Annotated in this window: 18 protein-coding genes, 2 pseudogenes and 1 riboswitch; of the genes and pseudogenes, 12 read left to right on the top strand and 8 right to left on the bottom strand. The window is 72.3% G+C overall.

Annotation, left to right across the window (positions count from 1 at the left end; all coding sequences use genetic code 11):
• Nucleotides 1–334: 334 nt before the first annotated feature.
• Entirely contained in the window at nucleotides 335–829 is a 495-nt protein-coding gene (locus M8J73_RS16665; protein ID WP_055539572.1) for a helix-turn-helix domain-containing protein, read from the top strand.
• A 101-nt stretch (nucleotides 830–930) separates the two neighbouring features.
• Here the strand turns inward: M8J73_RS16665 and M8J73_RS16660 are convergent, their stop codons facing one another.
• Nucleotides 931–1,464: a peptidoglycan-binding domain-containing protein gene (locus tag M8J73_RS16660; RefSeq protein WP_055539571.1), complete on the bottom strand. Its 534-nt coding sequence runs from the start codon at nucleotides 1,462–1,464 to the stop codon at nucleotides 931–933.
• Between the two features lie 494 nt (nucleotides 1,465–1,958).
• Between M8J73_RS16660 and M8J73_RS16655 the strand changes: the two genes are divergently transcribed.
• The 3 genes from M8J73_RS16655 to M8J73_RS16645 all read left to right on the top strand — a co-directional run bounded on the left by M8J73_RS16655 (nucleotide 1,959) and on the right by M8J73_RS16645 (nucleotide 5,948).
• Complete coding sequence (locus M8J73_RS16655; RefSeq protein ID WP_206187873.1) at nucleotides 1,959–3,230, top strand: helix-turn-helix domain-containing protein; 1,272 nt, start codon at nucleotides 1,959–1,961, stop codon at nucleotides 3,228–3,230.
• A gap of 675 nt (nucleotides 3,231–3,905) precedes the next feature.
• The gene (locus M8J73_RS16650; RefSeq protein WP_055539569.1) at nucleotides 3,906–4,895 is read left to right on the top strand and encodes a malate dehydrogenase; all 990 of its coding nucleotides are present in this window, start codon (nucleotides 3,906–3,908) and stop codon (nucleotides 4,893–4,895) included.
• A 267-nt stretch (nucleotides 4,896–5,162) separates the two neighbouring features.
• Nucleotides 5,163–5,948: a serine/threonine kinase C-terminal domain-containing protein gene (locus tag M8J73_RS16645; RefSeq protein ID WP_249828760.1), complete on the top strand. Its 786-nt coding sequence runs from the start codon at nucleotides 5,163–5,165 to the stop codon at nucleotides 5,946–5,948.
• 14 nt (nucleotides 5,949–5,962) lie between these two features.
• Here the strand turns inward: M8J73_RS16645 and M8J73_RS16640 are convergent.
• A pseudogene (locus M8J73_RS16640) lies at nucleotides 5,963–6,406 on the bottom strand (FAD-dependent oxidoreductase); the annotation flags it as partial.
• Nucleotides 6,407–6,515: 109 nt separating this feature from the next.
• Nucleotides 6,516–7,790, bottom strand: coding sequence for an epoxide hydrolase family protein (locus M8J73_RS16635; protein WP_169797894.1), 1,275 nt, complete (start codon nucleotides 7,788–7,790; stop codon nucleotides 6,516–6,518).
• A 63-nt stretch (nucleotides 7,791–7,853) separates the two neighbouring features.
• Here M8J73_RS16635 and M8J73_RS16630 point away from each other — a divergent pair, with 63 nt between their 5' ends.
• The 4 genes from M8J73_RS16630 (at nucleotide 7,854) to M8J73_RS16615 (ending at nucleotide 12,713) form a co-directional block, all read left to right on the top strand.
• Nucleotides 7,854–9,122, top strand: a complete 1,269-nt coding sequence (locus M8J73_RS16630) for a helix-turn-helix transcriptional regulator (RefSeq protein WP_249828759.1) — start codon at nucleotides 7,854–7,856, stop codon at nucleotides 9,120–9,122.
• A gap of 347 nt (nucleotides 9,123–9,469) precedes the next feature.
• A complete protein-coding gene (locus tag M8J73_RS16625) occupies nucleotides 9,470–9,853 on the top strand; it encodes a hypothetical protein (protein ID WP_055542359.1) in 384 nt (127 codons plus the stop codon).
• Nucleotides 9,854–9,874: 21 nt separating this feature from the next.
• Nucleotides 9,875–11,059 carry a glutathionylspermidine synthase family protein gene (locus M8J73_RS16620; protein ID WP_055542360.1) on the top strand — a complete coding sequence of 395 codons (1,185 nt, stop codon included), beginning with the start codon at nucleotides 9,875–9,877 and terminating at the stop codon, nucleotides 11,057–11,059.
• Between the two features lie 86 nt (nucleotides 11,060–11,145).
• A riboswitch (ZMP/ZTP riboswitch) is annotated at nucleotides 11,146–11,233 on the top strand.
• Between the two features lie 31 nt (nucleotides 11,234–11,264).
• Nucleotides 11,265–12,713, top strand: coding sequence for a glycine hydroxymethyltransferase (locus tag M8J73_RS16615; RefSeq protein WP_055542361.1), 1,449 nt, complete (start codon nucleotides 11,265–11,267; stop codon nucleotides 12,711–12,713).
• Nucleotides 12,714–12,732: 19 nt separating this feature from the next.
• Here the strand turns inward: M8J73_RS16615 and M8J73_RS16610 are convergent, their stop codons facing one another.
• The 3 genes from M8J73_RS16610 to M8J73_RS16600 form a co-directional block, all read right to left on the bottom strand.
• Nucleotides 12,733–13,503, bottom strand: a complete 771-nt coding sequence (locus M8J73_RS16610) for a hypothetical protein (protein WP_055542362.1) — start codon at nucleotides 13,501–13,503, stop codon at nucleotides 12,733–12,735.
• 194 nt (nucleotides 13,504–13,697) lie between these two features.
• Entirely contained in the window at nucleotides 13,698–14,666 is a 969-nt protein-coding gene (locus M8J73_RS16605) for a hypothetical protein (protein WP_372503957.1), read from the bottom strand.
• The gene (locus M8J73_RS16600) at nucleotides 14,659–15,288 is read right to left on the bottom strand and encodes an RNA polymerase sigma factor (RefSeq protein WP_079055205.1); all 630 of its coding nucleotides are present in this window, start codon (nucleotides 15,286–15,288) and stop codon (nucleotides 14,659–14,661) included. The genes M8J73_RS16605 and M8J73_RS16600 overlap by 8 nt, the downstream gene beginning before the upstream one ends.
• 100 nt (nucleotides 15,289–15,388) lie before the next feature.
• On the opposite strand from M8J73_RS16600, the gene trpS reads away from it, so the two are divergent.
• Nucleotides 15,389–16,402, top strand: a complete 1,014-nt coding sequence (trpS, locus tag M8J73_RS16595) for a tryptophan--tRNA ligase (RefSeq protein ID WP_055542369.1) — start codon at nucleotides 15,389–15,391, stop codon at nucleotides 16,400–16,402.
• A gap of 163 nt (nucleotides 16,403–16,565) precedes the next feature.
• Complete coding sequence (locus tag M8J73_RS16590) at nucleotides 16,566–17,147, top strand: 2'-5' RNA ligase family protein (RefSeq protein WP_055542364.1); 582 nt, start codon at nucleotides 16,566–16,568, stop codon at nucleotides 17,145–17,147.
• 153 nt (nucleotides 17,148–17,300) lie between these two features.
• Here the strand turns inward: M8J73_RS16590 and dprE2 are convergent, their stop codons facing one another.
• Both dprE2 and dprE1 read right to left on the bottom strand, forming a co-directional pair.
• On the bottom strand, nucleotides 17,301–18,056 hold the full coding sequence (dprE2, locus tag M8J73_RS16585) for a decaprenylphospho-beta-D-erythro-pentofuranosid-2-ulose 2-reductase (protein ID WP_055542365.1): 756 nt from the start codon (nucleotides 18,054–18,056) through the stop codon (nucleotides 17,301–17,303).
• Between the two features lie 56 nt (nucleotides 18,057–18,112).
• Nucleotides 18,113–19,522, bottom strand: a complete 1,410-nt coding sequence (gene dprE1, locus M8J73_RS16580; protein WP_055542366.1) for a decaprenylphosphoryl-beta-D-ribose oxidase — start codon at nucleotides 19,520–19,522, stop codon at nucleotides 18,113–18,115.
• A gap of 170 nt (nucleotides 19,523–19,692) precedes the next feature.
• On the opposite strand from dprE1, the pseudogene M8J73_RS16575 reads away from it, so the two are divergent.
• Together M8J73_RS16575 and M8J73_RS16570 are read left to right on the top strand one after the other, a co-directional pair.
• A pseudogene (locus M8J73_RS16575) lies at nucleotides 19,693–20,210 on the top strand (phosphatase PAP2 family protein).
• Between the two features lie 72 nt (nucleotides 20,211–20,282).
• The gene (locus tag M8J73_RS16570; protein WP_249828765.1) at nucleotides 20,283–21,143 is read left to right on the top strand and encodes a decaprenyl-phosphate phosphoribosyltransferase; all 861 of its coding nucleotides are present in this window, start codon (nucleotides 20,283–20,285) and stop codon (nucleotides 21,141–21,143) included.
• Nucleotides 21,144–21,147: the final 4 nt, after the last annotated feature.

Here is a 21,147-nt window from a genome sequence, read left to right as displayed (position 1 = left end):
CGCGAAGACGGCGGCCCGTCCCCTCCCCCGAGTCAGGACGGACCGCCGTCGCGATCCACCCTCGTGCACGGCGAACGCCCCGTTCAACAGCTGCCGACCCGCTGTGGCACGGAAGTGACAATTCCGCCGAGGTGTCCCCACCCGGCCACGACGTCGGCACCCGCAGGTCATCTCCGCGTGCGTGCCGCCCCCGTACCCCGCCGCGCGCCCTTCGCGCTCCGGCACGCCCTGCCGTCGCCCCACGCGCCCGAGCCGGTGACCGCGCCGACGGGAACCGGTCCGCCCACGGCCGTCGTCACTTGCTCAGACCCCGACCGAGCCCAGGAGGCAGTCGATGAGCGCCTGGCAGCCGCTGCCGGACGGACTTCCCCCGGAGGTGCAGCATTTCGTCGAGCAGATGCGGCTGCTGAAGGACCGTACGGGGCTCAGCCTGGTCGCCCTCGGCGCGCGCACCGCCTACAGCAAGTCCTCCTGGCAGCGCTATCTCAACGCGACCCAGCCCCCGCCCCGCCAGGCCGTCGTCGCCCTGTGCAAGGTCGCCGGGGAGGACGCCGAACGCTTCGGGGTGCGCTGGGAGCTGGCCGTACGGGTCTGGCCGCGCCCGCCGGCACCGGCGGTGACCCCGGACCCGTCGTCGGCCGGCGCGAGGGCGGCGGAAGCGGAGGCGGAGGCGTACGAGGACGACCCCACGCTGCCCTGGTGGGACGCCCCCGCCGAGGAGTCGGCGTCACACCGGCCGGGACGTCTCGCGCTCTACGCCGCGCTCGCCGTCCTCGCCGCCCTGGTCCTCGTCGGAGCCGCGCTGCTGGGGGCCGCCACGCTGTCGTGACGTCCCCCCCGACGCGGGCGGTCGGCAGCCCGGCGGCACCCCGGGGGCAGCCGGGGGCAGCCGGGTGGCATTGTGCGGCGCGCCGCCGGGCCGCCCCGACCTCAGCTGCGCCAGTCGTACGCGGCGAGCTTCCACTTCGAGCCGACCCGGACGTAGTACTTCCCGTCGAGCCGCTTGAAGGTCACCTGGTTCACGGTGCCCGTGTACGTGACCAGGCCGTCGGCGTACGGCCCGTCGAGGAAGCCGTCCGCCTGCCCGAAGGTCTCCTGGCCGACGATGCCGTCGATGTCCTCCAGCTCCTCCTGCGCCTGCCAGTACTTCGTCGCCGAGCGCGTCTTCCAGCCGAAGATCCCGTCGATGTCCCACGGGGTGAAGGCGTGCAGAGTGCCGCCCGAGTCCTTCCACTTGGCGCCGTCGGCGTAGAGGACGCTCTGCCACAGCCGGGTCGCGTTGCTCCTGGAGTGGCTGTTCACGGACAGCGTGCCCTCGTCGCCCCAGTCGTTGTACGCGGCGCCCGAACCGTCGACGACATGCGGCCCGGAGGCCGTGGCGAGCGGAGCGGCGGTACCGAGCGCGAGCCCGGCCGAGGCCGTCACGGCGACGGCCGCGAGCAGCAGCCTGGCCTTGAGTTGCATGTGATCCCCCTGATCCCCGTATGACCTTCCGACCGTCACCGATGCGCAGGATGCCCGTGCTACTTCCGTAAGCCTGTTCGGCGTGGGTGGCCGTGCCTGTGCGGTGGTCGGGCCGATGTGTTGGCGAGTTCGAGGATTTACCGACGATCGGCTCGGTGCCAGGGCTAACGTGAGCTTTTGGGACGGTCCGGGACGGCCCGCGCGGGGATCTGTCATTCCGCCCGGAAAGCCGGGATGGCGGTGGGACACTGGACCACGGACCGGCAGGGGGCGCGCGAGGGGGTGCGCCCAGCCCGAAATGCTCCCGCGCGCCCCTTTTCCGGGAACTGGCATCCCGGCCGGGCGCATCCCAATGGGTAGGCCAGAACGGGGTGCGGAAGAGGGCCTCGGGCTCGGTCACGGACCAGGATTCAGCGAGGGCATCATGCGCGGCACACGGATAGTCGGCACGGGGGGCATGGACAGAAACGCTCAGGGGGAAGAGGGGGGAATCAATGCCTCGTTGGAGGGCCTTGCCGGATGAACTCGATCCACAGGTCAAGGAGTTCGCGAGTCAGCTGCGCAGACTCGTCGACCGCGGTGGACTGAGCATCGCCGCGGTGGCCGACCGTACGGGCTACAGCAAGACGTCATGGGAGAGGTATCTCAACGGAAGACTGCTCGCGCCGAAAGGCGCGATCGTCGCGTTGGCCGAGGTGACCGGCACCAACCCCGTTCATCTGACGACCATGTGGGAGCTGGCCGAGCGTGCCTGGAGCCGCTCGGAGATGCGCCACGACATGACCATGGAGGCCATCCGCATCTCCCAGGCGCGCGCCGCGCTGGGCGAGACCGGTGGCCAGGCGATCGTCAAGGGCGGCCAGAACGCCAGGGCGGGCCGGAGCGTGACGGCGACACCGGGCATCGCGGGTCCGGCGGGCGTCTCGCCGACGGTTCCGCCGCAGCCGCGCGGGCCGGAGGAGGAGCGCACGTCCCGTCCGTCGTACGGGAGTTCGTCCTCATCTTCATCCTCGTCCTCGTCGTCCCGGTACGGAGGGGGCGGGCCGGGGGCGGCCGCGAGTGCCCCACGCGTCAACTGGGGGGCCACCTCGCCCTCGTCCGCCTCGGGTCCGGCCGGAACGTCGTCCACTCCGCCGACCCCGGCCGCGTCGGTCTCCTCGGCGTCCTCGTCGGGGTCGGCGGCCGGCGCGGGCGGTGGCGCGGCGGCTCCGTCCGGCGTCTTCGGACCGCCGCCCGGCGGCACCGGCCGTCCCGACGGCGGCCACTCGGGGGTTGGGCGACGCGTGACGATGTTCCTCGCGGGAGCCGTGGGGGCGCTCGTCGTGATCGCGGCGGCGTTCTTCCTCACCCAGGGGGACGGTGGAAGCGAGGCCGGGAACAAGCCGCCGGCGAACGCTTCGACCGGGGTCGGCACGGAACCCGACCTCCCGGCCGGCGTCAAGTGCGCGGGTGCCGACTGCACCGGCAAGGACCCCGAGACCATGGGGTGCACGACGGGTGTCGTGAAGACCGCGGACGAGGCCACCGTCGGCACGGCCCGGGTCGAGGTCCGCTACAGCCAGAACTGCCGCGCGGCCTGGGCCCGCATCACGCTGGCGGCCCAGGGCGACAAGGTGCGTGTGACGGCCGGCAAGGTCAAGCAGACAGCGGCGGTCGAGGAGCCCGGCGACAACATCGCGTACACGTCGATGGTCGCGGTCAAGGACGCGGGCGACGCCACGGCATGCGTAACGCTGGCCACGGGCGAGAAGGGCTGCACGAACTGAGAAGGCGCCAGGGCTGACGGGCCGAAGCGGCTCAGGGGCTGGAGGGGCTCAGGGGCCGGAGGGGCTGACATGCAGGGTGAGCCGGGCGGCGGAGGGCGCTGCCCGGCTCAGGCGTCGGGCGGTTGACGTGCCTGGCCGACGGCGGGAGAGGGCGGCTTCCGCTGTCACCGACGAGCCCAGAGTGGCCGTCGTGGGCGGCCGTTGAGGGCGGTTCCGGAGGGCCGGGCCCACCTCGGGTGCGCCGCATGCGCACGGCCCGGCGGCCGAGAGGTGCTTCGAACGGACAACCCCCTGAACAGCCCCCTGCTACTTCGTGACCGTCAGTGATCTCGGTCGCTCTCAAAGTAGTTGGAAATTGATGGGCATGCCTTCCGGTTGCCTGGGCAGGCGGAAGGTACCCCCACGGGAGTCCGGCCCGCCCGGGAGATTGGTCTCTCCCGGCCCGGCACCCCCACCGGCGGCCGCCATTGGTCCACCCCCCCCTCGGACCGGCGGCCGCCTTTTCTTGTAGGGCGGCGCGCCTGGGACGGGCCGTGTGTGGTGGGCCACACGAACCCGGCCGTCGGGGATCCTGGATGCGCGATAGCCTGACCACCGATCTCTCTTGATGCCAAGAGATCGATCAAACGTCCGGGGCAGGGACGCCCCACCGCCAGCTGTCATACGGAGAACGCCATGACCCGCACTCCCGTGAACGTCACCGTCACCGGCGCGGCCGGCCAGATCGGTTACGCCCTGCTCTTCCGCATCGCCTCCGGCCAGCTGCTCGGCGCGGACGTGCCGGTCAAGCTCCGCCTGCTGGAGATCACGCCGGCGCTGAAGGCCGCCGAGGGCACCGCCATGGAGCTCGACGACTGTGCCTTCCCGCTCCTCGCCGGCATCGACATCACGGACGACCCGAACGTCGCCTTCGACGGCGCCAACGTGGGCCTGCTCGTCGGCGCCCGCCCCCGTACCAAGGGTATGGAGCGCGGCGACCTGCTGGAGGCCAACGGCGGCATCTTCAAGCCGCAGGGCAAGGCCATCAACGACCACGCCGCGGACGACATCCGCGTCCTCGTCGTCGGCAACCCGGCCAACACCAACGCCCTCATCGCCCAGGCCGCCGCGCCGGACGTACCGGCCGAGCGCTTCACCGCGATGACCCGCCTGGACCACAACCGCGCGCTGACCCAGCTGTCGAAGAAGACCGGCGTCCCGGTCTCCGAGATCAAGAAGCTCACGATCTGGGGCAACCACTCCGCCACCCAGTACCCCGACATCTTCCACGCCACGGTCGCCGGCAAGAACGCCGCTGAGGTCGTCAACGACGAGAAGTGGCTCGCGGAGGACTTCATCCCGACCGTCGCCAAGCGCGGCGCCGCCATCATCGAGGCCCGCGGCGCCTCCTCGGCGGCCTCGGCCGCCAACGCCGCCATCGACCACATCTACACCTGGGTCAACGGCACCGCCGAGGGCGACTGGGCCTCCATGGGCATCCCGTCCGACGGTTCGTACGGTGTGGCCGAGGGCCTCATCTCCTCCTTCCCGGTCACCGTGAAGGACGGCAAGTACGAGATCGTCCAGGGCCTGGAGATCAACGAGTTCTCCCGCGCCCGTATCGACGCCTCCGTCAAGGAGCTCGAGGAGGAGCGCGAGGCGGTCCGCGCGCTCGGCCTCATCTGAGCGGTTCCCCCACACCGTTGGCCCCGCCGTCGCCCCTGAGGCGGGGCGTCACGGTTCCATAGCGGGCTCGCACAGGCTCTGTCCCGGTTTCGCCCGGGACGGGGCCTGTCGGCGTTTACGCCGCTATCGTCGTCAAACGCGTTCACGCGCACGCGTGTCGACGCAGTCGTGAACGCCCGCGACGGCAAGGGGGACTTGATGGCGCGCTGGGATCCGACAACCGGACGCTGGGTGGACGACCCGCCCGCACCCGTCAACGTGTGGCGTATGGCTCTGGTGATCGCCCTCGCGGCCCTGCTCGGCGGCGGCGCCGGTCTCGGCGTATGGACCCTGGTGGGTCCGGACGGTGACACGAAGAACCGTACGACCGCCGCGCACCCGTCCTCGCCGACCCCGTCACCCTCCGCCCCGGAGGCAGGCGCGAAGGGCGGCAGCGACACCGGGCAGGACTCGTCCGGAGGCGCGGACGGGGGGACGGGCGGCTTCACGAGCGGGGGTGCGGGCGGAAGCGGTGACGGGAGTGGTGACGGAGGCGGGGGCGGTGGCGGTGGCTCGTCCGGTGCTTCCGGCGGGACCCCGGCCGACGTCGCACCCGGCTATGTGCGCTCCGAGGACCCCGCAGGCTTCACCGTCGACGTTCCCTCCGGCTGGACCCGCACGGCGAAGCAGCCCGACGGCAAGCCGGCGGTCGTGACGTACAAGTCCCCGGACGGCACCCGGGTCCTCCAACTGTTCGAGGTCATGGAGGAGAGCCCCGCGGCCTCCATGGACGACGCCGAGAACGCGAACTACGGCTTCGCCCGCCTCCCCGGCTACCGGGTCCTCGACCGCTCCGAGGAGGATGTCTACTCCGAGGTCGTCTACCGCTTCGACGGCGAGAGCGGCGCCGGCCCCCGCCGGGTCATCGACCACCGCTTCCTGGCCCCCGACGGCAAGCCCTACGGCGTGCGCTTCAGCGCCCCCGAGTCGACCTCCCTCACCGACCTCCGCGAGCCCGTCACCAACGCGGTGACGTCGCTGTGCCCGTCGGGCACGACCTGCGTACGGGGCTGAACCGACCGAGCCACTCAGCCCCGCCCGTCCTTCTCGTGCTCCAGGAAGGCCCGCAGGAGCCAGGGGGCCGTGTTGCTCTCGGAGTCGATCTTGTGCAGATCGGCTCCCTCGAAGGTGGGCACCTCGGCGCTGCGCGTGAACATGACCTGCTCGTACTCGGTGAGCGCGGCCTCGATGTCGTCGGGGTGCGCGGCGAGGGCCTTGCCGAGTTCGGCGCCGTCGAGCATGGCCAGGTTGGCACCGTCGCCGTTCGGGGCCGTGAGGTGGGCGGCGTCGCCGAGCAGGGTCACGCCCGGCACCCGCTCCCAGCGGTGGCCCCTCGGCGGGGCGTGGTGGGAGCGCAGCACCGGCGCGGTGTCGCTCTCGCTGATCAGCGCGGTGAGTTCGGGCGCCCAGCCCACGAACTCCCGTGCGATCCGGGCGAGGGCCGGGTCGCCCTCGGCGAAGGCGATGACTGCGTGGGCACGACGACCGTGAGCAGTTCCTCGCCGGGATCACCCTCATCCTCGCCGGCATCACGGTGGTCCCCCCGCCCACCGGGTAGCCGGGCCTCAGCGCCTCAGCGCCTCAGCGGACGACCGGCGGTACCTCCGTCTCCTCCCCGCGTACCGTCCGGAAGAACGCCCGGACGTCGGCGACCAAAGCCTCCGGCGCCTCCATGGCGAGGAAATGACCACCTCGGTCCAGCTCCGTCCACCGCACGATGTGGTGGTCACGCTCGGCCCAGCGCCGGACCGTCACATCGTGTGCGGAGACGAGCACGCCGGTGGGGACGCGATGACCACCGGCCGCCTCCGCCCACTCGCTCGCCCCGTCCCAAGCGCCGTCCGCTTCCCAGGTGTTCGCGGAGATCTCCTCGTAGTAGACCTGGGCGGCGGAGGCGGCGGTGCCGGTGAACCAGTACAGCGAGACATTCGTCAGCATCCGGTCCCGGTCGACGCTGTCCTCGGGCAGTCCGTCCTCCGGGTCGGTGAGTTCCTTGAACTTATCCACGATCCAGGTCAGCTGGCCCACAGGCGAGTCGGTGAGGGCGTACGCCACGGTCTGCGGGCGCTTGGAGTTGCACTGCAGGTAGCCGTCATTGAAATCCTGCATGGTCTGCCAGCGCCGCTGCTCCACCTCGCTGAGGCCGTCCGTCTCGCCCTCCGCGCCCACCGGGAAGGCGATCACGGCGTTCATATGGATGCCGATCACCCGGTCCGGGGCCTGCTTGCCGATCTCGGGGGCCACCCAGGAACCGGTGTCGTAGCCCTGCACGCCGTAACGGCCGTAGCCGAGACGGGACATCAGCCCGGCGAGAATGCCGGCCATCCGGGCCGCGTTCATACCGGGGCCCGCCAGTGGGGTGGAGAAACCGAACCCCGGCAGCGACGGGACGACCAGATGGAACGCGTCCGCCGGGTCGCCACCGTGCGCCCGCGGATCGGACAACGGCCCGATGACGTCCAGGAAGTCCACGACGGAGCCGGGCCAGCCGTGAAGCAACAGCAACGGCGTGGCGTCCGGCTCCGGCGAACGCACATGGAGGAAGTGCACGTTCTGCCCGTCCACCGTCGTCGTCCACTGCTCGTACGAGTTCAGCAGCGCCTCCTGGGCCCGCCAGTCGAACCCGGTACGCCAGTACTCCACGAGCTCTTTCGCGTAGCCCACCGGCACGCCACGGCTCCAGCCGACACCGGGCAACTCGTCGGGCCACCGCGCGCCCGCGAGCCGCGCGTGGAGATCGTCCAGCTGGAGTTGGGGGATGTCGATACGGAAGGGGCGCAGGGCTTCATCGGTGGGGTGCGCGGGCGTGGCGGGGGTGTCCTGAACGGCGTGTCCGCCGGGCATCGGATTCGTCATGGCAGCGACGCTAGGGACCGGTTAGGTCACCTTCGGGCCTAAGAACGCGGCAGTCTCGTGACCATGCTGGAGACCTCCGGGCGACTGCTGAGACTGCTCGCCCTGCTGCAGACCCACCGAGAACGCGACCGTTCCGGCGCGGAACTCGCCGAGCACCTGGGCGTCAGCCGCCGCACCCTGCGCCGCGACGTCGAACGGCTGCGCGACCTCGGCTACCCCGTGCACGCCGCCCGGGGCGCCGCGGGCTACCGGCTCGGCGCCGGGGCGAGTCTGCCGCCGCTGCTGCTGGACGACGAGGAGGCCGTGGCGGTGGTCGTCGGGCTGCGCACAGCCGCCGACGGTACGGTCGCGGGCATCGAGGAGGCCTCGCTGCGCGCCCTCAGCAAGCTGGAGCAGGTACTGCCCTCCCGGCTTCGGCACCGGGTCACCACCCTCCACACCGCCACGGTGCGGGCGGGGGCCGCGCCGGCCCCGACGGTCTCGCCGGACACCCTCATGACCATCGCCGAAGCCTGCCGCCGCCGCGAACACCTCCGCTTCACCTACACGAGCCCACACGTGACCAGCCCCCACACCGCCGAGCCGCCGGTGCCGCCGACGACCGCGGGGGTGGGGGATGACGCAGGCGATGAAGACGGTTGGGCCGACGCCGACGGGGCCGTCGAGGGCGCGCCCGACGGGGGTGGGCCCGGGGGTGGCGGATCCGTTGCCGGTAGGACGGTTGGCGGCGGCTCGGGCTACGACGGGTCCGACCCAGGGGTGCCTCGGACGGAGCGGGCCGGGGCTCGTGGGGCGGACCCAGCCCGGTCCGGCGACATACGCGCCGTCCGCTGCGTCGAGCCGTACAACCTGGTCAGCTTTGACCGGCGCTGGTATCTGGTCGCCTGGGACCTCGACCGGGCCGACTGGCGGACCTTCCGGGTCGACCGGCTCGTGCCGCGCACCCCGACCGGGCCCCGGTTCGCGCCCCGACCGATCCCCGAGGGCGACGCGGCGACGTATCTGGCGCACCGCCTCTCCTCGCGGACCTGGCCCGTCCGCGCCACCGTCACCCTCCACGAACCCGTGTCCGCGGTCGCGGACCGGGTGTGGCCCGGCATGGGGGTCCTCGAACCCCTCGACGACCACAGCTGCCTGCTGCACCTGGGCGCCGACACCCCACGGGACCTCGCCTGGATGATCACCTCGGTGGACGCGGACTTCAGCCTCGCCCCGGACGCGCCCCCGGAACTCACCGAGGCGCTCCACACCCAGGCGACCCGTTGCCTGTCCGCGTCCGCGTCCGAATCCCTGACCCGCCCCGCACCGCAGCGCCGAAAGGACACCCAGTGACCCGGCGGTTCCGCGTGGAAGGCCCCAGCCCCCGGCTCCCCCCCCTCAGCACCCAGGCTCCCCCTCCCGCTGCTTCCCCCGGCTCTCCGGTTCCCCCTCCCTCTCCCTCCAGCTTCCCCCGGCTCTCCCGCCCGCCGGCTTTCCCTGTCCTCCCGCCGCCTCCCCGCGCTCCGGCGCCCTCCCTACCCGTATCCGTCCCGTGCCGTTTGGCTGTGGCCTGAACCGATCACTAGTCTGAGCGCCGATAAAGCCCGGGTAAGCCGGGTGCCGAGCGCCGGGCGCTTCGGGGGGTGGTCCCCGCGTACCGGCCCCGCTCGGCCGCGCACACCAGCCCGACGGGGGAGCACATGGGAGAACAGCGCAGGCGACTGCGGTCCAGCACGGTCGTACTCGGTGGGATGGGTGTCGTCGCCGCGGCCCTCACCTCCTGCGGATCCGACCCGGACCGCCGGTGCGTGGACCGCGACAGCTACGACGTCGCCAACGGCTACAAGGTCATCGCCGACAAGAACTGCAACTCCGACTCCGGCTCCGGCTCCTCCTCTTCGTACGGCAAGAACCGCAAGACCAACAGCAGCGGCAACCGCAGCCAGCCCGGCACGGTCGACGCCGCCTGGTACTACGACGCCGACGTCACCGGCAACCGGGCCGACTACGGCACCTTCAGCCGCAGCGAGGCCGTCGACCGGGACGGCTTCGGCTGCTCCGGATCCGGCTCCGGCGGCGGCTGACCCCGCCCGGGAGGCAGAGCCATGGAACGCCGCACCATCGAACCCCGGCCGGGATGGCAGCAGACGGTGGAGGAGCAGGGGCTCATCTACCCCCTGACCCGCTACCCGGACGACTCCCTACGCCCCTACTGGGACGAGAGCGCCTACTACGTCTTCACGCTGCCCGAAGTGGAGGCGCTGGAGGAGGTCGTCGAGGAACTGCACACCATGTGCCTGGCCGCCGCCGCGCACATCGTCGAGCACGACCGCTTCGCCGACCTCGGCATCACCGACCCACGCCTCGCCCGCCTCGTCGCCGAGGCGTGGCGGCGGCGCGCCGAACTGCCCTCCATATACGGCCGCTTCGACCTGCGCTATGACGGCACCGGCCCCGCCAAGCTGCTGGAGTACAACGCCGACACCCCGACCTCGCTCGTCGAGGCGGCCAGCCCCCAGTGGTTCTGGATGGAGGAACGCTTCCCGGGCGCCGACCAGTGGAACTCCCTCCACGAACGCCTCGTCGACGCCTGGAAGAAGCAGGCCCACCTCCTCCCGCCGGGCAGCCCCCTGTACTTCGCGCACACCGCGGGCGACGAACTCGGCGAGGACCTGATGACCGTCGCCTATCTGAAGGAGACCGCCGAGCAGGCCGGGCTCGACACCGACTGGATCTCCATGGAGGACATCGGCTGGGACCGCCTCTCCGAGCGCTTCGTCGACAAGAAGCTCCGCTTCATCCGCAGCATCTTCAAGCTGTACCCCTGGGAGTGGCTCACCACGGACCGCTTCGCCCCGCACGTCCTCGCCACCCTCGACAACGGCGGCGGCACCGGCACCACCCTGTGGATCGAGCCCGCCTGGAAGATGCTCCTCAGCAACAAGGCGCTGCTCGTCGTCCTCTGGGAGCTCTACCCCGGCCACCCCAACCTCCTCCCCGCCTATCTCGACGGCCCCCGCGAACTGGCCGCCACCGACGGCTACGTCTCCAAGCCCCTCCTGGGCCGCGAGGGCGCCGGTGTCACCGTCCATGAGCCCGGCGGTGCCCCGGTCCTGCGCGAGGAACCCTGCTGCTACCAGGGGTTGGCGCCCCTGCCGGCCTTCGACGGCAACCATGTCGTCCTCGGCGCCTGGGTGGTCGAGAACGAGTCCGCCGGCCTCGGCATCCGGGAGTCCTCCGGCCTGGTGACCGACGAGTACGCCCGCTTCCTGCCGCACGTCATCCTGTGACACCCGCGGCCCTGGGCCCGCCGGTCTCCGCGTCGTTCGAATGGTGGACGTCCGGGTCTGCCGCTCGACGCCGCCCGATAAGGTGATCGGCGGGCCGTGACTGGCGCGCTGGGATGGGACGGACCATCGGGGAGCGGCCCGGGAAGATGAGTGCCGTGCGCCTGGGCCGTACCGTGAACGCTGAACGCAACGTCCGGAGGTCCCCATGTCAGCCGAGCCCCTCTCCACCGAGTCCACCGCCTTCCGCTCCGCCCTCGACGTGATCCGCGCCGTCGAGCCGCGCGTGGCCGACGCCATCGGCCAGGAGGTCGCCGACCAGCGCGAGATGCTCAAGCTGATCGCCTCCGAGAACTACGCCTCCCCGGCCACCCTCCTGGCCATGGGCAACTGGTTCAGCGACAAGTACGCCGAGGGCACCGTCGGCCGCCGCTTCTACGCCGGCTGTCGCAACGTCGACACCGTCGAGTCCCTCGCCGCCGAGCACGCCCGGGAGCTGTTCGGGGCCCGCCACGCCTACGTCCAGCCGCACTCCGGCATCGACGCCAACCTCGTGGCCTTCTGGGCCGTCCTCGCCGACCGTGTCGAGGCCCCCTTCCTGGAGAAGGCCGGCGCCCGCCAGGTCAACGACCTCTCCGAGGCCGACTGGGCCGAACTGCGCCAGGCCTTCGGCAACCAGCGCATGCTCGGCATGTCCCTGGACGCCGGCGGCCACCTCACCCACGGCTTCCGCCCGAACATCTCCGGCAAGATGTTCGACCAGCGTTCCTACGGCACCGACCCCGCCACCGGCCTCATCGACTACGAGGCCCTGCGCGCCTCCGCCCGCGAGTTCAAGCCGATGATCATCGTCGCCGGCTACTCCGCCTACCCCCGTCTCGTGAACTTCCGGATCATGCGCGAGATCGCCGACGAGGTCGGCGCCACGCTCATGGTGGACATGGCGCACTTCGCGGGCCTCGTCGCCGGCAAGGTCCTCACCGGCGACTTCGACCCGGTGCCGCACGCCCAGATCGTCACCACGACCACCCACAAGTCGCTGCGCGGCCCGCGCGGCGGCATGGTCCTGTGCGACGACTCCCTCAAGGACCAGGTCGACCGCGGCTGCCCGATGGTCCTCGGCGGCCCGCTCCCGCACGTCATGGCCGCCAAGGCCGTCGCCCTCGCCGAGGCCCGCCGGCCGGCCTTCCAGGACTACGCGCAGCGCATCGTCGACAACTCCCGCGCCCTCGCCGAGGGCCTGATGCGCCGCGGCGCCACCCTGGTCACCGGCGGCACCGACAACCACCTCAACCTGATCGACGTCGCCACCTCCTACGGCCTCACCGGCCGCCAGGCCGAGGCCGCGCTGCTCGACTCCGGCATCGTCACCAACCGCAACGCCATCCCGGCCGACCCGAACGGCGCCTGGTACACCTCCGGCATCCGGATCGGCACGCCCGCCCTGACCACCCGTGGTCTGGGCACCGCCGAGATGGACGAGGTCGCCGGCCTCATCGACCGCGTCCTCACCACCGCGACGCCCGGCACCACCAAGTCGGGCGCCCCGTCCAAGGCCCAGCACGTGCTCGACGCGAAGGTCTCGGACGAGATCTCCCGCCGCGCCACCGACCTCGTGGCCGGCTTCCCGCTGTACCCGGAGATCGACCTCGGCTGACGGCCGCCGCCCTGGTCGGTCAGGCGTCCAGCAACTGCTGACGGGGCCCCGGGCCGCCCGCCTCACGCCGGGCTGCCGCGCGACGCAGCAGCACCGTCACGGTGGAGCCGAGTGCGAGGCCCAGCACCAGCGCGGGTATCGCCCACCGGGCCTGGTCCGCCAGGCCCGGCTTTCCTGCCCTCGTGCCGTCGGCGGTCGCCGCGCCGGAGTCGGCCCGAGCCCCGGCCGACGAGCCGAGCGAGGGCAGTTCGCTCCTCCCCGGGCCGTCCGACCTCGTTCCGTCCGGCTCCGTGCCCAGGACACCGAGCCAGGTCAGCACCTGCCGCAGCTCCTGGGAGTCCTTCGCCTTGTGCCAGGCGCCGCCGCGCTCCTCGTTGGCGTCCGTCCCCATGGCTCCGACGCTGACCGTCGTGTGTATCCAGACGTCCTTCGTGTCGGGCAGGGTCGGATAGACCTGGTCGACCCGCCACGGGCTCACGTCGTGGATCATCCAGGTGACGTTGATCATGTCGGTGGGGGCCTCCGCCATCTCCTCCTCCGACATCGGTGGCTCGCCCCGGCCGCCGCCCGACCCGGAGGCGGCCGGGTCCATCAGTTCGTGCAGTCGCACGTACGCCTTGTCCGTGCCGTAGAGCGAAGCCGTGCGTTGGCTGGTCGGCGAGGCCAGCAGCACGCTGGTCGGCCCGCCCGCCGCCGAGGGCGGCGCCCCCAGCAGCACCAGGCCGAAGCCGGTCAGTAACGCCGTCAGCAGCGCGCCCATGGTCGCCGCCGGTCGTCGCGGTCCACGCATCCGACACCCCCGATCGGAAGCGGTGCGGTCCGCCCGCACTCGCAGTGTCATTCCTGGTACACCGCTCGCGCCGCCGAGGTTCCCACTCCGGCCGGACCGATTCCCACCGATTGATCACCCCACCGACTAGTCCCCCCACCGACCGATCCCCCCACCGGCCGATCACTTCACCGGCCGATCACTTCACCGGTCGATCACTTCACCGACCGGGCGATCTTCTCGGCCCGCACCCGGGAGTCCACGCCCTCCAACCGGAGGGTGAACTCGCCCTCGTGCACCCACAGCAGCGTCGGCCCCGCCGGGCGCTCGGAACGGGTGAAGCGGGAGCCGTCCTCGGAGCGCATCCAGAAGCGCAGCTGATGCGCCCGGGGGAACCACAGCGCCTCGTACCAGCCGGGGCCCAGCTCGACCCACTCCACGTCCTGCTCCCCGGCGACGGTCTTGGCGTACTCCGGTGCCAGCCGGGCCGCGTACTCGTCGAGCCGGATCACACGCCCCCGCTCCCGCCAGCACAGGGTGATCACGGAGCGGCCCTTCGGAGCCCCGGTCACGGACACCGCGTCCGGCGCGCCCAGCGCCTCGGGCACGAGCGGAGTGAACCCGGCGCGACGCCCGGCCTCGGCGAGCGGCACCGGGTCCGGGCAGCCCGGCACCCTCGCCCCGGGTGAAGGCGTCACCGACGGGTCGTACCGCACCTCGACCCCGCCGAACCGGAACCAGTCGGCCACGGCCGCCCGCACCGGGGGAGTGAGGACCAGGGCGGTGAGCAGCCCGCACAGCGCGGCGGTCAGCGCACGCCACCGGAGCCGCAGCCACCGGCGCACCGCCCGCAGCCGCCCATGAGTCACCGGCGGCTGGGCCACCGGCGTCGGCACCTGCTCGGCGAGTATCTGCCGCAGGACCCGCTCGACCATGGTCTCGTCCCCGTCGTCCCGGTCGTCCGCCGGCCGGTCCAGCGACCGCCCGAGCGCCCGCAGCTCCGCGGGCAACCCGACCACCGGACGATCACGCAGCCCGCCGTCGCCGCCACGGGAACCGTCGCCGTCGCCGCCACGGGAACCGTCACCGCGACGGGCACCGGCCCCGTCTCCGCCCCGAGACCCCTCGCCCTGCCCGCGCGCCCGCTCCGGCTCTCGCTGCTCGTCCCCGGTCCGCTCACTCACCCCCATCACCCCCTCTCCTGCGTCCCCTCCGGTCGAGGGACTCGCCCGGATCGAACTCGGGCAGCAAACGCCCCAGCTTGCGCAGGGCGCGGCTCAGGCGGGACTTGACCGTGCCCCGGGGCCAGCCGAGGGCGGCGGCCGTCTCCGGTTCGTCCATCTCCAGCAGATAGCGGTACGTGACGACCAGTCGGTGCTCCTCGCTGAGCTGCTCCAGCGCGCCCAGGAGGGCGACGCGGCGCTCTATCTCCAGCGCGGCGACCGCGGGATCGGCCGTCGGTGGTATCAGCGGCTCGGCCTCCACGAGGGCCGCCTCACGGTCGGCAAGGGACCGCTGGCGTCCGGCTGTCCGCACTGTGTTCCTCGTCTCATTGGCCACGATCGACAGCAGCCACGGCCGGAACGCCGCCCCGTCCCGGAAGCGGCCGAGCGAGCAGTACGCCTTGAAGAAGGCCTGCTGCACCACGTCCTCCGCGTCCGAACCGGCGCCGAGCGCCCGGGCCGCCCTCAGCGCGATGCCCGTGTGGGCGCGCACCAGGTCCGCGTACGCCTCCGGCTCTCCGGCGCGTACGCGTGCGATCACCGCGGCCTCATCGACGATGCGGCCCCCCTCCCGCGTTCTCACAACAGGGGTACACCGCTCGCGGCCGATCGGTTCCCACCTGTGCCCCGACTGTTTCCGGTAGGTTCCGGAGCGGGCCCCGATACCTGAGAGAATGGTGAGCATGGCCTCTGACCGACCCCGTGTGCTCTCCGGAATCCAGCCCACCGCAGGCTCGTTCCACCTCGGCAACTACCTCGGCGCCGTGCGCCAATGGGTGGCTCTGCAGGAGTCCCACGACGCGTTCTACATGGTCGTCGACCTGCACGCGATCACCGTTCCGCAGGACCCCGCGGATCTGCGGGCGAACACCCGGCTCGCCGCCGCGCAGCTGCTCGCCGCCGGTCTCGACCCCGAGCGGTGCACCCTCTTCGTCCAGAGCCATGTTCCCGAGCACGCCCAGCTCGGCTGGGTCATGAACTGCCTCACCGGCTTCGGCGAGGCCTCCCGCATGACCCAGTTCAAGGACAAGTCCGCCAAGCAGGGCGCCGAGCGCGCGAGCGTGGGCCTCTTCACGTACCCGATCCTCCAGGTCGCCGACATCCTGCTGTACCAGGCCAACGAGGTCCCGGTCGGCGAGGACCAGCGCCAGCACATCGAGCTCACCCGTGACCTCGCCGAGCGCTTCAACGGCCGCTTCGGCGAGACCTTCGCGATCCCGAAGCCGTACATCCTCAAGGAGACGGCGAAGATCTACGACCTCCAGGACCCGGCGATCAAGATGAGCAAGTCGGCGTCGACCCCCAAGGGGTTGATCAACCTGCTCGACGACCCGAAGGCCACCGCCAAGAAGGTCAAGAGCGCGGTCACCGACACCGACACCGTGATCCGCTACGACGCCGCCGAGAAGCCGGGCGTCAGCAATCTGCTGACCATCTACTCGACCCTCACCGGGACGGGTATCGCGGAACTGGAGCAGAAGTACGCAGGCAAGGGCTACGGTGCGCTCAAGACGGACCTCGCCGAGGTCATGGTCGATTTCGTGACGCCCTTCCGGGAGCGCACCCAGCAGTACCTGGACGACCCGGAGACGCTCGACTCGATCCTGGCCAAGGGCGCGGAGAAGGCGCGCGCCGTCGCCGCGGAGACGCTCGCCCAGGCGTACGACAGGGTGGGATTCCTGCCCGCCAAGCACTGAGTCGCACCACCCCGGTCGGCCGAGCGCCGACCGCGCCACCGGCAGCGCTGCACATCACTCCGGCCGCGCCTGCCCGGAACACCGCCGTGGCCTTACAGTCGATAGCCGGTGGCGCGTCACGACAGACGAAGACACGACGCATGACACGACGACAGGAGACGACGTGGGGACCGTAACGATCGGTGTGTCGATCGCGGTCCCGGAGCCCCACGGCAGCCAGCTCCAGGAGCGGCGCGCGGGCTTCGGCGACGCCGCTGCTCACGGCATCCCCACGCATGTCACGCTGCTGCCGCCGACGGAGGTCGAGGAGACCGAGCTGCCGGCGATCGAGGCGCATCTCGTCGAGGTCGCGGCCGCCGGCCGGGCCTTCCCGATGCGGCTGGCCGGCACGGGCACCTTCCGGCCGCTGTCGCCCGTGGTGTTCGTCAAGGTCGTCGAGGGCGCCGAGGCGTGCACCTGGCTGCAGAAGCAGGTCAGGGACGCCTCGGGGCCGGTGGCGCGCGAGCTGAACTTCCCGTACCACCCGCACGTCACCGTGGCCCACGGCATCGCCGAGGAGGCGATGGACCGGGCGTTCGAGGAGCTTGCCGGGTACGAGGCCGAATGGCCCTGCACCGGCTTCGCGCTCTACGAGCAGGGCGCCGACGGGATCTGGCGCAAGCTCCGCGAGTTCGCCTTCGGCGGTTCGGTCGTCCCCCCGCAGGCGGGCGCCCCGGTCGGCGACACCACGCTCCCCACCCGCTGAGAACCCACTGAGAACGAACTGAGGACCCACTGGGTCCGGGCGCCCCCAGGTTCTCCAGCGGCACTCGCCCCCCTGTCGGGTCAGCGGCCCCCTGTCGGGTCACAGCGGCCCCCTGTCGGGTCACAGCGGCCCCCTGTCGGGTCAGCGGGCGTTCTACAGCGGCAGCCGGCGGAACAGCGGCCTCGGCACATGGCGGAGCGCCGCCATCACCAGTCGCAGCGCCCCCGGTACCCACACCGTCTCCGAGCGGCGCCGCAGCCCCAGCTCGATCGCCGTCGCCACCGCCTCCGGAGTGGTGGCGAGAGGCGTCTCCGCGCGGCCGGCGGTCATGCTCGTGCGCACGAAACCGGGCCGTACGACCATCACATGGACGCCGGTGCCGTGGAGGGCGTCGCCGAGACCCTGCGTGAAGGCGTCGAGGCCAGCCTTGGCGGAGCCGTAGATGAAGTTGGAGCGGCGGGCGCGCTCGGCGGCCACCGACGACAGGACGACGAGCGAACCGTGGCCCTGCGACTGGAGGGCCCGCGCGCAGACCAGCCCGGCCGACACGGCACCCGTGTAGTTGGTCTGGGCGACGCGTACGGCGGCCACCGGGTCGCGTTCGTCGTGCGCCTGGTCGCCGAGCAGGCCGAAGGCGAGGAGCACCATGTCGATGTCGCCCTCGGCGAAGATCTTGCCGAGGATCGTCTCGTGGGAGTCGGGGGCGAGGGCGTCGAAGGCGACGGTGTGCGTCTCGGCGCCGAGACCCCGCAGATGGGCGGCGGCCTTCTCCAGGTCCGGCGAGGGGCGCCCGGCGAGCCAGACGGTGCGGGTGCGGCGGGCGATCAGCCGACGGGCGGTGGCGAGCGCGATCTCCGACGTACCGCCGAGGATCAGCAGCGACTGGGGGGTGCCGAACGCGTCCTTCATGACAGCTCCTGAGCGACTGGGGAACGGGCGGGGTGGCAGGTCGCGCGGTACGGGCGTCACAGGCCCAGGCGGCGGGCCAGGTCCGACACGAACACGCCGTCGGGGTCCAACTCGCGGCGCAGCGCGCGGAACTCGTGCAGACGGGGATACATCGCGGCCAGCAGTTCGGGGCGGAGCCGGGCGTCCTTGGCCAGGTACACGCGCCCGTCGGCCGCCGCGACCTCCTCGTCCAGCCGGTCGAGGAAGACGCCGAGGCCGGGCAGGCCCGCCGGGATGTCGAGGGCGAGCGTCCAGCCGGGCATCGGGAACGACAGCCAGCCGGTGTCGCCCTCCCCGAACCGCTTCAGCACGGCGAGGAAGGAGGGGCAGCGGCGCGCGGAGATCAGGGTCACGATCCGCCGCAGGGCCTCCTCGTGACCGTGCCCGACGACGAACTGGTACTGCACGAACCCCGAACGCCCGTAGAGCCGGTTCCAGTGCGGGACCCCGTCCAGGGGGTGGAAGAACGTGGAGATCCGCTGAAGTTGGTCGGCGCGGGCCCGAGGCGCCTTGCGGTACCACAGCTCGTTGAACAGCCCTACCGTCGACCGGCTGAGCAGACCTTCGGGGACGAACGCGGGGGCGGCCGGGAAACGCGAGGTCCGGAACTCCAGCGGACGGCCGAGCGGGCCCCGTCGGCCGAAACGTGCCCCACGCGCGCGTGCCGACGCCAACTCCAGCGTCTCCAGGGACGCGTGCTCGCCGCGGGTCAGGACCGCGCGGCCCGTCGCCGAGCCCCGGGCGAGGAGATCGATCCAGGCGACGGAGTAGCGGTAGTACCGGTCGGTGGCCGTGAGCCGGGCCAGCAGGTCGTCCAGATCGCGGGCCCGTTCCGTGTCGACCGACATCCAGGACGTCTCGACGGGCAGCAGCCGTACGGTCGCGGTGAGGATCACCCCCGTCAGGCCCATGCCGCCGGCCGTGGCGTCGAACAGCGGGGTGCCGGGGACCGCCGTGCGGATCTCGCCGTCCGCGGTGAGCAGTTCCAGCGACAGCACATGACGGGCGAACCCCCCGGAGACATGGTGGTTCTTGCCGTGGATGTCCGCCGCGATCGCGCCTCCCACGGTCACCTGGCGGGTACCCGGCGTCACCGGCACGAACCAGCCGAGCGGCAGCAGCACCTCCATCAGCCGGTGCAGGGACACCCCCGCGTCGCACAGGACCGTGCCGCCGTCCGCGTCGATGGCGTGGACCCGGTCCAGGCCCGTCATGTCGAGCACGGCGCCGCCCGCGTTCTGCGCCGCGTCCCCGTACGCCCGCCCCAACCCCCGGGCGATCCCGCCGCGCGCCCCGCACGCCCGCACGGCGGCCGCGGCCTCCTCGTACGTACGGGGGCGGATCAGCCGGGCGGCGGTCGGGGCGGTGCGGCCCCAGCCGGTGACGGGGGTGGTACGGCCGGGGAAGGGGACGGCGTTGGCTGGCATGCTCGCGACCGTATCGCCGTGAATGCCAAGGAATCCGGCGTATCGGCCTGCCTTCCCAGGCGCCTCACTGAAATGGGTGATCAATGGGATGTCGTTCAAGATTGCCGGAGTTCTCGGGTGGGCCGCCCAGAAGAGTGGCATCACATGGACGAAGTTGGGCTGTCGAGGGTGTGCGCGGCCTGGACCGACGGTTGCTCTCCGTGTGCCGAGCCCGGGGCGCCGGTCCGTGTGTCGCGGCCGCCGCGCGCGGACTGTCCCGGGCCGGGGAGCACGGCGCGCTCCGGCTCGCGGCCGGACTCACCGGCGCCGTCGCCGACCGGGAGCGGCGTGTCCTCTGGCTGCGCGGCACGGCCGGAGCGCATCTGATCAGCATGGGCGTCAAACGGCTCGTACGCCGCACCCCACCCACGTCGAACCGCTGGTCCGCACCGCCGGACGGCACTCCTTCCCCAGCCCCCACGCCACCTCGTCGGCGGCGGCGGTCGTCGCGTACGGCACGCTCGGCGTCGTCCCGGTCGTCCCGGTCGTCCCGGTCGTCGCGCCGCTCGCCGCCGCGATGCACCTGTCGCGGCTCGTGGTCGGCGTGCACCACCCCTCGGACGTGGCGGCCGGAATGGCGCTGGGCGCCGCCACGGCCTCGCTGGGCGCGCGGTGGACGACCCGACGGGGAGCGAGCGGCCATGGCTGAGCCCGCGACCGTCCTGGAACGGCGGACCGTCCCCGCGCCGACACCACCGAAGGGGGGCTCGCGCGCGGCCTCCTGCGGACCGCCCGCCCCCGCCGGTGGATCAAGTACCTCCTCGTCATCGCCGCCCCCGCCGCCGCGGGCGAACTCTTCACGCCCCGCGCGCTGACCCGGCTCCCGCTCGTCTTCGTCCTCTTCACGGTCTGCGCCGCCGCCGTCTACCTGATCAACGACGCCCCCGACGCCGAGGCCGACCGCGCCCACCCGGTCACACGCCACCGTCCGGTCGCCGCGGGCCAGGTCCCCGCGCCGGTCGCGTACGCCGTCGGCGGCGCCCTCGCCGTCCTCGCGCCGGTCGCCGCCGTGTGGCTCTGCTCCCCGTGCACCGCGGCCCTGCTGACCGCGTACCTCGGGCTCCAACTCGCCTACTGCGCCAGCCTCAAGCACGTCCTCGTCGTCGATCTCGCGGTCGTCACCGCCGGGTTCCTGATGCGGGCGATGATCGGCGGGCCCGCGCTGGGCATCCCGCTGTCCCGCTGGTTCCTCATCACCACCGGGTTCGGCGCGCTGTTCATGGTCGCCGCCAAGCGGTACTCGGAAGCCGTGCAGCTCGCCGACCGGGCCGGGGCGACCCGGGCGCTGCTCACCGAGTACACCGCCGGACATCTGCGCTTCGTCTGGCAGTCGGCCGCCGGGCTTGCCGTCCTCGGCTACTGCCTGTGGGCCCTCGAAGAGGGCGGCGTCCCGAGCACCAGGGTGCTGCCGTGGCGTCAGCTCTCCATGGTCGCCTTCGTGCTGGCCGTCCTGCGCTACGCCGTCTTCGCCGACCGCGGCACAGCCGGGGAACCGGAGGACGTCGTCCTGCGCGACCGGGCCCTCGCCTGCATCGCGCTGGTGTGGCTGGCAATGTACGGACTGGCCGTCGCCGACTGGTGATCAG

This window comes from Streptomyces neyagawaensis, assembly GCF_023516595.1.
Classification (GTDB): domain Bacteria; phylum Actinomycetota; class Actinomycetes; order Streptomycetales; family Streptomycetaceae; genus Streptomyces; species Streptomyces neyagawaensis.
The sequence above is the reverse complement of the archived record's forward strand: the minus strand, read 5'-3'. Positions and strand labels throughout refer to the sequence as shown.

Coding starts and splice junctions, on each gene's coding strand:
- M8J73_RS16665 (WP_055539572.1), top strand. CDS start 335: ATGAGCGCCTGGCAGCCGCTGCCGGACGGACTTCCCCCGGAGGTGCAG.
- M8J73_RS16660 (WP_055539571.1), bottom strand. CDS start 1,464: ATGCAACTCAAGGCCAGGCTGCTGCTCGCGGCCGTCGCCGTGACGGCC.
- M8J73_RS16655 (WP_206187873.1), top strand. CDS start 1,959: ATGCCTCGTTGGAGGGCCTTGCCGGATGAACTCGATCCACAGGTCAAG.
- M8J73_RS16650 (WP_055539569.1), top strand. CDS start 3,906: ATGACCCGCACTCCCGTGAACGTCACCGTCACCGGCGCGGCCGGCCAG.
- M8J73_RS16645 (WP_249828760.1), top strand. CDS start 5,163: ATGGCTCTGGTGATCGCCCTCGCGGCCCTGCTCGGCGGCGGCGCCGGT.
- M8J73_RS16635 (WP_169797894.1), bottom strand. CDS start 7,790: ATGACGAATCCGATGCCCGGCGGACACGCCGTTCAGGACACCCCCGCC.
- M8J73_RS16630 (WP_249828759.1), top strand. CDS start 7,854: ATGCTGGAGACCTCCGGGCGACTGCTGAGACTGCTCGCCCTGCTGCAG.
- M8J73_RS16625 (WP_055542359.1), top strand. CDS start 9,470: ATGGGAGAACAGCGCAGGCGACTGCGGTCCAGCACGGTCGTACTCGGT.
- M8J73_RS16620 (WP_055542360.1), top strand. CDS start 9,875: ATGGAACGCCGCACCATCGAACCCCGGCCGGGATGGCAGCAGACGGTG.
- M8J73_RS16615 (WP_055542361.1), top strand. CDS start 11,265: ATGTCAGCCGAGCCCCTCTCCACCGAGTCCACCGCCTTCCGCTCCGCC.
- M8J73_RS16610 (WP_055542362.1), bottom strand. CDS start 13,503: ATGCGTGGACCGCGACGACCGGCGGCGACCATGGGCGCGCTGCTGACG.
- trpS (WP_055542369.1), top strand. CDS start 15,389: ATGGCCTCTGACCGACCCCGTGTGCTCTCCGGAATCCAGCCCACCGCA.
- dprE2 (WP_055542365.1), bottom strand. CDS start 18,056: ATGAAGGACGCGTTCGGCACCCCCCAGTCGCTGCTGATCCTCGGCGGT.
- dprE1 (WP_055542366.1), bottom strand. CDS start 19,522: ATGCCAGCCAACGCCGTCCCCTTCCCCGGCCGTACCACCCCCGTCACC.